The sequence below is a fragment of the Bartonella sp. AP21QHHD genome (assembly GCF_042196205.1).
Classification (GTDB): domain Bacteria; phylum Pseudomonadota; class Alphaproteobacteria; order Rhizobiales; family Rhizobiaceae; genus Bartonella.
The window spans coordinates 83,928-94,575 of the sequence record NZ_JBHIPT010000023.1; the positions used below are offsets into that span (position 1 = coordinate 83,928).

The 10,648-nt window shown below is 36.8% G+C and carries 10 protein-coding genes; 3 read left to right on the plus strand and 7 right to left on the minus strand.

Features of this window, described 5'->3' with window-relative positions; translation table 11 throughout:
• Positions 1 to 8: 8 nt before the first annotated feature.
• The 6 genes from rsmA to lptF all read right to left on the minus strand — a co-directional run bounded on the left by rsmA (position 9) and on the right by lptF (position 7,548).
• A complete protein-coding gene (gene rsmA / locus ACFIMC_RS02155; protein ID WP_375671821.1) occupies positions 9 to 839 on the minus strand; it encodes a 16S rRNA (adenine(1518)-N(6)/adenine(1519)-N(6))-dimethyltransferase RsmA in 831 nt (276 codons plus the stop codon).
• Positions 830 to 1,843, minus strand: a complete 1,014-nt coding sequence (gene pdxA / locus ACFIMC_RS02160; protein WP_375671820.1) for a 4-hydroxythreonine-4-phosphate dehydrogenase PdxA — start codon at positions 1,841 to 1,843, stop codon at positions 830 to 832. The genes rsmA and pdxA overlap by 10 nt, the downstream gene beginning before the upstream one ends.
• On the minus strand, positions 1,843 to 2,799 hold the full coding sequence (locus ACFIMC_RS02165) for a SurA N-terminal domain-containing protein (protein ID WP_375620739.1): 957 nt from the start codon (positions 2,797 to 2,799) through the stop codon (positions 1,843 to 1,845). The genes pdxA and ACFIMC_RS02165 overlap by 1 nt, the downstream gene beginning before the upstream one ends.
• Before the next feature lie 109 nt (positions 2,800 to 2,908).
• Positions 2,909 to 5,269, minus strand: a complete 2,361-nt coding sequence (locus ACFIMC_RS02170) for an LPS-assembly protein LptD (protein ID WP_375680710.1) — start codon at positions 5,267 to 5,269, stop codon at positions 2,909 to 2,911.
• The gene (lptG, locus tag ACFIMC_RS02175; protein ID WP_375671818.1) at positions 5,270 to 6,361 is read right to left on the minus strand and encodes an LPS export ABC transporter permease LptG; all 1,092 of its coding nucleotides are present in this window, start codon (positions 6,359 to 6,361) and stop codon (positions 5,270 to 5,272) included.
• Positions 6,358 to 7,548 (minus strand): LPS export ABC transporter permease LptF, encoded by a 1,191-nt coding sequence (lptF, locus tag ACFIMC_RS02180; RefSeq protein WP_375671817.1) that lies wholly within the window; start codon positions 7,546 to 7,548, stop codon positions 6,358 to 6,360. The genes lptG and lptF overlap by 4 nt, the downstream gene beginning before the upstream one ends.
• Positions 7,549 to 7,944: 396 nt before the next feature.
• On the opposite strand from lptF, the gene ACFIMC_RS02185 reads away from it, so the two are divergent.
• Genes ACFIMC_RS02185 through ACFIMC_RS02195 form a run of 3 tightly spaced genes read left to right on the plus strand, consistent with a single transcriptional unit; the run spans position 7,945 to position 8,823 of the window.
• On the plus strand, positions 7,945 to 8,391 hold the full coding sequence (locus ACFIMC_RS02185; RefSeq protein WP_375629226.1) for a DNA polymerase III subunit chi: 447 nt from the start codon (positions 7,945 to 7,947) through the stop codon (positions 8,389 to 8,391).
• Positions 8,391 to 8,570, plus strand: a complete 180-nt coding sequence (locus ACFIMC_RS02190) for a hypothetical protein (RefSeq protein ID WP_375629223.1) — start codon at positions 8,391 to 8,393, stop codon at positions 8,568 to 8,570. Before ACFIMC_RS02185 ends, ACFIMC_RS02190 begins: the two co-directional genes overlap by 1 nt.
• Complete coding sequence (locus ACFIMC_RS02195; protein ID WP_375629333.1) at positions 8,560 to 8,823, plus strand: hypothetical protein; 264 nt, start codon at positions 8,560 to 8,562, stop codon at positions 8,821 to 8,823. The genes ACFIMC_RS02190 and ACFIMC_RS02195 overlap by 11 nt, the downstream gene beginning before the upstream one ends.
• Here ACFIMC_RS02195 and ACFIMC_RS02200 read toward each other — a convergent pair.
• Positions 8,820 to 10,109 (minus strand): MFS transporter, encoded by a 1,290-nt coding sequence (locus ACFIMC_RS02200; protein ID WP_375620745.1) that lies wholly within the window; start codon positions 10,107 to 10,109, stop codon positions 8,820 to 8,822. The genes ACFIMC_RS02195 and ACFIMC_RS02200 overlap by 4 nt on opposite strands.
• Between the last annotated feature and the right edge of the window lie 539 nt (positions 10,110 to 10,648).

Consider the following 10,648-nt stretch of genomic DNA (forward strand, 5'->3'; position numbering starts at 1 on the left):
TGCATTTTTTAGAGCACTAGATGCGCTAAAATTACAAATTCAGAAACCGAGAGCGTTTCAGCACGGCGCGTTCCGTCAATTCCAGCTTTTTCTAAGAGCACTTCACCTCCAAGTATTTTGAGATTTTGACGAAGCATTTTTCGTCTTTGCCCAAAGGCGGTTTTTGTGACGAGGCTTAGTTTTTGTGCAGAGCAGGAAAGAGGTTGTATTCGCGGAATAATATGAACAACGGAAGACGTTACTTTAGGTATTGGTATGAAGGCTTGAGGGGGGACATCAAAAGCAATTTTAGCAGTGGTACGCCAGCCAGTTAAGACACTAAGACGTCCATAATGAGTAGATTGAGGTTTAGCTGTAATCCGTTTGGCAACTTCACGTTGAAACATCAATGTCATTGATTCATAAAAAGGAGGCCATGGTTCAGTCAAAAGCCAATTTAATAAGAGTTTTGTCCCAATATTATAGGGAAGATTTGCAATAATACGAGGTTTTTCTGGGCTTGTTTCAAAGAGTTTTGAGAAGTCTTGCTTTAGTGCATCATTACAAATAACTTTTAATTTTTTAGGATAGTGTTTTTCTATTTCTAAGAGAGCCGGTATGCAGCGCTCATCGCGTTCTATTGCTGTTACAATGGCACCCTTTGCTAGCAAGGCACGTGTGAGACCTCCAGGACCAGGACCAATTTCAAGAACAGGTTTTCCTTCTATATTGCCTGCTTGATGAGCAATTTTAGATGTTAAATTAAGATCAAAAAGAAAATTCTGCCCCAAAGATTTATGCGCTTGTAATCCATATATATCAATGACCTCACGCAGAGGAGGGAGATTATCTATTGGCATGGGTTTAAACTATTTTTTGCAAGTTGATTTGCAAGTTTAAGAGCAGCAATAAAGCTTTCGGGAGAGGCTATCCCTTTATCAGCAATGTCAAAAGCAGTTCCGTGATCTGGAGACGTGCGAATAAAAGGTAGACCTAACGTGACATTAACAGTGCTGTCAAAGTCTAATGTCTTAACAGGGATAAGGGCTTGATCATGATACATACAAATGGCAACGTCATATGCCTTTCTTGCACATTCATGGAACATTGTGTCGGCAGGTAGCGGGCCTGCAATATTGAGTCCTTTCTTTTTAAGATATTCAATAGCAGGAGTGATAACTTCAATCTCTTCTTTGCCCATTGCACCTCCTTCTCCAGCATGAGGATTAAGACCAGCAACAGCTAGTCGGGGTGACGTTATTTTAAACCGTGTTTTTAAGTCACATTCAGTAATAAGTACCGTTTGAATAATTAAATCACGGGTAAGCTGTGAAGGAACATTTTTAAATGGAATATGAACAGTTATTGGTACTGTTTTTAATCGAGGTCCTGCTAACATCATAACTGGATGATAGTATTTATGAAAAGCTTTATGGGCCAAATCGGCTAAAAATTCTGTATGACCTGGAAATTGAAAACCGGCATCATAAAGACTCTTTTTTGCAATAGGACAAGTGATAAGTGCACATGCATGGCCATTTTGAATCAATTGAACACAGCGTTTAATTGCTTCAATAATTCCAGCTGTATTTTTCGATGAAGGTATACCTAATTGATCACTTTGTTTGTTTTTTAACGGTATGATAGGAAGAGCGCTTTGAAAATTTTTTGCAGGATTATTGATTAAAACAGATTGCACCTCAACATCAATCTGTAAAAAACGAGCGCGCGAACGAATAACATCTGGATCAGCAAGAAGTACAAAAGGTGGAATTTGGCGCGTAACACGCAAATTCCACGCTTTTAGTACTATTTCAGGACCAATTCCGGCAGGATCACCACCGCTAACAATAAGAGCAGCCATTATGAATTTTGAATGCGTGCCACTCGGCGCAGTTCTCCTAAATATTTGTCGCTTAATTCTTCAAGTTTTTGCGGGCTTCTTTTTTTACTATCTTGAAGAGAAAATATCAGTCGAGCGACATAATCATCAGAAACTCTTTTTATTTTGCAGACAGCAATTGCTTCGATTCCATCAGATGTTTCTTGTAATTTTGTCATTTTTCCAGCAGGCGTTTCAAGAATAGCTTGTTCCCATGCATTAGGAAGTTGTGGCTCCAGAAACTTTCCTAAGTGGCGGATAGTAACGTCTAAAATACCTCTTGCTTGATTGTGAGCATTGGCACATCCACGGAAATGTGCGCGAAAATTACTTGCTTCTCTTTGACGTCTTTCAAAGATCTCTGAACGACGATGTGCAGGAATGACAAAAACAATTCGCTGTAATGTATATTCGTTGGTTGAAGGTTTTACACCACCATTTTTTAATATTCTGCGTACAGCTTCTTGTTCGCTAATCATACCTGTTTCAGCTTGATAGCGTGCGCTAACAAGACGCCCCCATCCTATTTGTCCACGGATGTAATCTTTAAAGTGTTGCACTGTGATCTCAGTTTGGATCAGAATCTGGTTGAGCTGATCAATCGTCATATTATTTTGTGTCGCAAAATTCTCAAAAGCTCTATCAACTTCATCATTGCTTACTTCAATATTACGACGTTTTATTTCAATATTTTTTAGCTTTTCATCAATAAGCTCTTTTTTAGCCTGTGCCACCAAATTGCCTTGCTTTTGTTGTAGCCTGAGAAAAGCAAGGCGTCTTTGTATATCATAATTTGTGATGGGGTTGCCATTAACTGTAACAACAATAGAAGTCTGCGCAAAGACTGTCGGAATCAAAAATCCATTTATTAGCAGGCTACTTACGCTCAAAGATGCAATATAAAATAAAGCAAGAAAACGCTTTTTCAATTTATTCATGTAAATAGGCTTTCGCATTGTTTATTAATTCTCATCAACAACTTAAAATACACGCTTTCTTTCATAAAAACAATGATAAGTTAAATGACTGATACATTCCCTTTATAAATTAATCTATCTTTTTTCCGATATCTGCAATCGTACGCAATGAAAGAGAGAAATTAAAGTTTTGCAAGGGTGCTTTCCTGCCTGGATTCGTTACCTGTTGATAACCGAATGTTAACCCGAAACATTCATCCATATAACTCAAGCTAATTCCTCGCTTTATAAATGTACCAGATACTAAATCATAACCGGCGTTGCTATTAATGGACCAATAATCTGCTAATTTAAGTCCTGTTTGAAAAGAAATTTCTTGGCGCTCTTGAGAATATTCATAGTCTGGTTGCTTTGCGATATAGGCATATTGTAGAGCCGCCCAAAAATTTTGCCATTTTTGTGATGCTTCGATTTCACTACGGCGGATTTTTCCTGTTTTTTTGTCAAAGCGTCCACGCGTTTCTAAGGAAAAACCACTTTTATGGGTTGTACCAAACATTGCAACATAGTCTGAACGTTTTGCCTCTAAGCTAGAATGAGTACCGACATTGATAAAGTCCTTTTCTGCAAAAGAATTCTTTCCTGCTAGATGGAAGGATTGTCCAATGAGACCATAAAGAGACCAATTATCATTAAGGCTTCCAGAATATCTTATACCTATATTGGCTCTTGTACCACCTTCTACACGATCATAACCAGAAAATTTGTCTCGTTGAAAGAGAGTGGTTGCATCAAAGACAAAGCTTTGAGCATCTTCATTAGGAATTTGTCCAATATATTGTTCATTATTGCGTATAAAAATTTGTGCAGTTGGTTCTATAATATGTGTAGAATGATTAGCTGTAATGAGGAAGGGATAACGTAGTTCCAACCCTGCTGTTGCCATGCCACGAATTGCTGAACCATGAATTGCGGATAAGGCATTGTTTTCTATAGAATCTGTGTGATTTTCGCTTGCATTGGTTGTAATGATATCAGCTCGTAGAGAGAGAAGAGGGGTTAAGATGAGTCCGTTGTGCGTGTTGAAGCGCTTTTTCCACTGAAGCTCGTTTGTTAAACGCAAACTATTTCCAGCCATACCAGAAAGTTTTACTGTGTTGAGAGGGTTTCCGTTCTGGTCGGGTGAACTGAAGTCAGCATGGCGACGATAAACTGATTGCATATTACTATGGAAGGTAAGCTCTCCATTATAAATGGGTTCATCTGGTGTGAAAAAATAATCGATGCGTGGTAAGACCCACGCTTGTCGAGAGTGACGTTCATAATGAGGATCATTCAGTATTGAATCTTGAACTTTAAAATGATAAAAACGCATATCAAAATAATTTTTTCCTGCAAGACCATTCAAATAGATCTGAGAAAGTTGTGTAGGATTGTTATAGTTTTCAAGTTTATAGGCACGACTAAAATACCGATCCGATTGTGCAAGAATATCCCATCCATAAGTCCAGTGTGAGTTAATACGAAAATCCCCCTTTGTCGCCAGCATATAACGGTTTTTATGTTGGGCATCAATCGTATCATTATCAAATCTATGCGGTTTCATTTGATATATATGAGCAAAGCGAATGTTATAACGGCCCGTTTTTAAACGCTGACGCCATTCCCCTTCGGTTAAAAGCCCTTGTTGGGTATAAACCGTAGAAGAAAGGGTAAAATCATAATGGGGGGCGAGATTCCAGAAATAAGAATTCTTTATCCCCATACCGAGATAATCAGTATAAAAAAAATGAGGAGTAAGCAGACCGCTAGCACGCCTGACAGTTGGATCATAGATCTCAAAATTTGGAAATTTTATAATCGGTACACCAAAAACTTCAAAACTGCTATTTTCAAACCGAATTTTTTTGACGCTATTATTCCATATGATCTTTCTTGCTTTAATTTTCCATAGGACGTCTCGATCTGGTTTATAAGAGCAAGGTTCACAGGCTGTATAGGTTGCATTTTCAAAGACTGTTATGTGATTGTGTTTGCGTGTAGCATTTTGGGCTGAAAAGTGAACATTGTTGGCTGTATCAATACGTAAGGCGTTTACAAAACCCTCGCCAAGATCTTTGGTCATATCAATTTGGTTGGAATAAATTTTATTACCATCCTTTTGAGTAATTTCAACGTTCCCTTGTGCTATAAGCCGTCCTGTTTTTTGATTGTAAATAATTTTTTGAGCGACAACTTTATTGCCATCATATTCGATTTGGACATTACCGTGTGCAGAAACAGTGTTTTCATCACGATTGTAGATGAGTTCATCCGCAGAGAGCAAAAGAGGAGGTTCCGGATTTTGAATGCGACTTTGAGAAGGAGATTGAAGGCTTTGAGCGTGCGCACAATAAGATAAAGCACCTCCTAAAATAACCCCCACAACACTTTTAAAAGCGAGAGCACTTAATTTTGTTAAAATAGTTTTTTTAAGTGTTAATGCTTTCACTTAGCCATCCTCTTTATGAAGTAAAAAAGAGATTCCTAAGAATAACGCAATAACAACGGGTGTCCAAGCTGCAATAATTGGTGGAATATATCCAGCATTACCAAAAGCTTGAACAAGTACGGAAATAACATAAAGCATAAACCCAGCTATTACGCCACCAAGAATCAACATTCTAGATTGCCCAAAACGTGTAAAATTTAAAGATACAGTTGCTGCAATGAGGGTCATTGCCACAAGCAATGCCGGTAATGCAATCAAAGATTGGAAATACATATCAAAATTATTAGCAGAATAGCCAAATGAACGTGCAATCATAATTTTTTTTGGCAATTGGTAAAATGGAATAGTTGCGGGATTCACTAAACGTTCCGTTAAAAATTCAGGTTTTAGATTGGTTTTTATTTGCAACACGGTAAATTTTTCAGGAGGATGCCCTATTTTATAGATTGTTCCATTTGTTAATTGCCAAAATCCATTAGTCAAGGTTGCTTTTGGGGCGTTAATCCAATTTTTAACGGTTGCATTGTCATTGTATTGTACAAAGGTTGCATCGAGAAGAGAAAGTCCTTGATCGGTGATAGATTTAGCACCAATGGTTGTTCTGCCTAAATTTGTACGTTGTGTTAACCAGTGGATACTTGTATTGTGAAGAGGTGTTAGTACATTGTGATTGCGCCATTCAGTCATCTTTTTTTCTGCTTGAGAAAATCCCCATGCAGCAAGTGGATTAATGAGAAGAATTGAAAATAATCCTAAAAGAAAAGCTCCAAAACAAGCTGGCATAAGAAATTGCCATGCAGAAATACCGATTGAACGAGTCACCACAAGTTCAAGTTTTTTGTTGAGCGAGATAAGCGTTGCTATTGCAGAAAAGAGTGCAATGAAAGGGATAAGTTGTTGCATGATAAAAGGGATGCGTAAAACAGAGAGGAAAAATGCATCTTTTGCTGTATAATGCGGAAGGGAAGATAGCCTACCGGAATTCTCTGTGAAATCGATTAAAAGAGCAAGAACAAAAATGCTTCCCAAGAAATAACAAGTTATTTTAAGATAACGTATAAAAAAATATCGTCCAAGTGTCCACCCAATCATGATATTTTATCCGAGGAATCTTGAGATTTTCGATGTTCAAATTTGTTCATTATTTTTTGAAAAGCGATTTGAAGTATCTCATTAACTTTTGTGGGAAGCCCAATTTTATGATTCGTTAAAAGCATAAAAAAGACAAATGCACTTGTTCCTATAGGTATAATATAAAGGAGAGGAACGTATGCAAGATCGCTTTTTGATTTTTCTGCGAAAAAATATCCTATCCAATACACCAGAAAAGAAAGGGCAATTGCCGAGAGGTTTGCGGAATGACGAGCTTGTCGATGGGAGCGTACATCCCCTGCCGCTGCTAATGCAATAAGTGAAAAAACAATAGGGTAGAGCCATTGTGTTAATCTGCGGTGAAATTCAGCTTTATATTGGAGTGGTTTTCGTTGATAGTAGGGATCTTTTGGGTCAGGGTTTTGTAAATAAGAAAGAGACCGATCTTTTGGATAAAGAGTAGGTGTTTTATCACTGGGGATAAACTCTCCTAGGCTAAAAGTATATGAGCTAAATTGCACGATTGAAACACTGTTATTTTGATGATTGACTCTTTCTATTTCACCGTTATTGAGAACCAGAAAACTGCCGTTTTTATTATTCACAATGGATGCGTCTGTTGCATAATAAAAAAGATCAGTCTTAGGATCACGCTGGTCGGCAATGAAAAGGCGTTCAAGTGTTCCATTTGGATTTCGTTCGCCAATTTCTATGTAAAGGTTATTGGCGAGTTTTTGGAAGCTCCCTTCACTAATGAATAGATTAATAAGATCAAAATGAGCGCTTGCTAGCATTTGTCGCATATGAAGACGCGCTTGAGGAACAACAAAATTAGCTATAGAAAAGGAGATACAGGATGCAACAATAGCAAGAAGAAGGATAGGTTTCCAAACAGTACTTTTAGGAAAACCAGAGGCATTGATGACAGCAAGTTCTGAGTCTTGATGCATTGCTGAGAGGATGGTTGTAATTGCGATAACTAATGCAAACGGAATGACAACAAAAATAACAGAAGGAACCAATGAGAGTGAAAATTGTAAGACTGTGAGGAGTGTTTGTTTACTTGTTGTGAGAAAGTTTATCCGTGCAAGAATTTGTATAGTCCAACTAACGCCCACTGCTGCAATCATGACAGAATTAAACAAAACAAGGACACGTTTCAGGATGTAGAACTCAATAGTACGCATAAATTGGGGAAAATCCTCAGTTTTTAATTCGATAGCAAATATTCTTACTGCTTTCGGTTAAAATGTAATAAAGTTTGTAAAAATATCCTTTCATGAATTGGATATTTTCACCAAATAAATAATATAAAATTGCCTATGAGGTCCTCTTTAAATTTTCCGTACATTATATTTTATTTTCAACTATAGTCTACAAAGAATCTAGAAAATAACTTAAAAAACTTTTTTATTAACGTTGAAGATAAAAATTTTTGTCTTTTAAAGACACGTGCAAAAAGATAATGCATCTCAATCAAAAAAGAGGGTTTATATCTTGAACCGTTTCCTTTGTATTAGGGATATAGAATTTTTTTTAAAAAGATGTTAGCTTTTTATAAAGAATGATGAAGGCTTAAGAGATTGGATATTTTATTCTATCATTTGACGCAGTCAACGCTGAAGGATATTTTGCCGACGCTTGTGGAGCGTGCATTGGCTCGTTTTGGTAAAGTAACAATACAGTGTGTGAGTAAAGAACAACGCGATTCTATAGATATACATTTATGGGTTTATACTGATGAATCATTTATTGGACATGGAACGGAGTGTGATCAATATCCAAACTTTCAGCCTGTATTTCTTACGACAGGACAAGAAAATCCGAATGATTCAAAAATTCGTTTTCTCATAGAGGGAGCTGTTTGTTCGGATATTGATGCTTATCAACGGCTTGTCGTGATATTTGATGGTAGAAGTGAAGAGCAGTTGAATCTCGTTCGTGCACAGTGGAAAAAATATAAAATGGAAAATCATAATTTAACGTATTGGCAACAGACTGAAGATCGTCGCTGGGAAAAACAGATTTAATGCGTCTTGTATCTATTGTTCTGATTTTTATAGGATTACTGGGAATAGTAAATCCTGCACTTTTTATTACGGAAGGCTCAGGGGGAGGGCGTTGGGTTTTTATTGTGATTTTTCTTTTAGGCATGTTAAATATATGGACTATAATTAAAAAAACGAAACGCCATAATGATGATCATTGATCGAATTTTGCTTGTTTTATGGGCTGTGATGTTGGCCTTCTTTTGCGTTTCATGGTTGGGGACAACGCATATCTTATCAGAAATGTTTGCTGTTTCTTATATAAGCAATATTGCAGATTTTTTATTTTTCTTTTTGAGTGCCTTGTTTGCAGGAATATTGTGGTGGAAAATACCTCAACCCCTATCTTTAAAAACGAAACTGGCAGCATTTTTGCCGCCAGTCCTTATTTTATTCTTCGTTATTATATTTTAGTTGGATATTTCATCATCTGTAAATCCGACGAAGCAAATCAGTGAAATAAAAGAAGCAAGAAGCAAATAATAACCGATATAAGATGTATCGAAATGTTGCACCAGATATTCTGCAATATAAGGCGCGAGAGATGCTCCTATAATAGCAGATAAATTGAAAGTAATAGAAGAACCGGTATATCGAATTGCTGTTGGGTATGGTGAAGCCAAAACAGCACCAAGAGGACTGTATATCATTCCCATGAGAGACAAACCGATAACAGACATTGCAAGGACTCCTATAACTCCAGAATTTAAGAAATAAGGAATTGCGAAAGAATAAATACCGGTGATGATTGTAATCCAAATCATCAAAGTTCTACGTCTAATACGGTCAGCGAGTCTTCCCGTGATGACAGTAAAAATCCCACAAAAAATAGCACCGACAATTTCGATTTGAAGAGCTTGATGAAATGGCAATTGCAAATGGTTTGTTGAATAGCTTAACAAATATGTAGTAACCAAGTAAAACAAAACAAAAGTTGCCATACCAGAAAATATTCCAAGAAATAGGATTCGTGGACATTTTAAAAAGACATCTATGATAGGAACTTTGACATGTTTTTTACTTTCAAGAGTTTTTTTGAATTGAACAGTTTCATTGATTGAAAGACGGACCCATAATCCTATAATCATAAAAACAACTGAAGCAATAAAAGGAATACGCCATCCCCAGGCTAAAAGTTCTTCACGATCAAGGAAATGCAGCAGACCCAAATAAACAGCAATAGATAAAAACAAACCTATTGAAACGCCTAATTGGGGGAACATTGCATACCAGCCGCGCTTTTCTGGAGGGGCATTTTCTGTAGCGAGCAAAACAGCTCCTCCCCATTCTCCTCCTAATCCAATTCCCTGTCCAATACGGCACAAGGTTAAGAGGAAAGGGGCAAACCACCCAGCTATTTCATAAGTAGGAAGAAAACCAATAATGACTGTTGAAAGACCCATTGTGAGAAGAGAAGCGATAAGTGTTGCTTTTCTTCCAATCTTATCTCCAAAATGTCCAAAAACAACTGATCCAAAAGGGCGGGCAAAAAAGGCTGCTCCAAATATTAGGAAAGATTGTAAAATAGCAATTTGATCATTTTGTGTTGGAAAAAACACATGAGGAAATATAAGAGCTGCGGCAGTGCCAAAGACATAAAAATCAAAGAATTCAATTGTTGGGCCAATAAGGCTTGCAAATAAAATCCGACGAGGGGAGTTTCTGTTGCTTGTAGCTTTCATTTCTGAGTTTATAGACATGAATAGAATGTCCCTTTTAGTATATGACAAATCAAATGACGAGTTAACTGACTATAACTATAGAAATTTCAAATCGGTGTCGAGTCAATATTATGACACTTCGTTATATATTAGAACAATGATTATGGACTGATGGGTATGAATAAGTGCTCTATATATTATCCATATTGAATAAAATAAAGACACTGCTTTAAATGCTGTAGAAGATGGCAATAGGTGGCCATAAACGCAGCTCTCATTCACATTGCTGTTTCCTTTAAAGTTTAATGCCATTTTTATCTATTAAGGGATCAATCTTATTCGTAGATCAGTGTTTAGTGTCTCAAAATATTAAAAATATTTTTCATGGATGCAATTATAACACTTTTAAAGTGTATCTAAAAAATTAAATCTTTTAGTTGTGCATGCATTTAAAAACACATGGTGTATATTTGATCTGTCAGAGCTTAATCCATCGAATGCTTTGCTATCTTAAAAGACATGAGGTTGAGCAATTACGTTGTGTTGTTTTGATCTATGCACTTTTTTCTAAATGGGAG

Excerpts from the sequence above, each read along its gene's own strand:
- pdxA (WP_375671820.1), bottom strand. The coding sequence starts at position 1,843 with ATGGCTGCTCTTATTGTTAGCGGTGGTGATCCTGCCGGAATTGGTCCT.
- lptF (WP_375671817.1), bottom strand. The coding sequence starts at position 7,548 with ATGCGTACTATTGAGTTCTACATCCTGAAACGTGTCCTTGTTTTGTTT.
- rsmA (WP_375671821.1), bottom strand. The coding sequence starts at position 839 with ATGCCAATAGATAATCTCCCTCCTCTGCGTGAGGTCATTGATATATAT.
- ACFIMC_RS02190 (WP_375629223.1), top strand. The coding sequence starts at position 8,391 with ATGCGTCTTGTATCTATTGTTCTGATTTTTATAGGATTACTGGGAATA.
- lptG (WP_375671818.1), bottom strand. The coding sequence starts at position 6,361 with ATGATTGGGTGGACACTTGGACGATATTTTTTTATACGTTATCTTAAA.
- ACFIMC_RS02195 (WP_375629333.1), top strand. The coding sequence starts at position 8,560 with ATGATCATTGATCGAATTTTGCTTGTTTTATGGGCTGTGATGTTGGCC.
- ACFIMC_RS02165 (WP_375620739.1), bottom strand. The coding sequence starts at position 2,799 with ATGAATAAATTGAAAAAGCGTTTTCTTGCTTTATTTTATATTGCATCT.
- ACFIMC_RS02200 (WP_375620745.1), bottom strand. The coding sequence starts at position 10,109 with ATGTCTATAAACTCAGAAATGAAAGCTACAAGCAACAGAAACTCCCCT.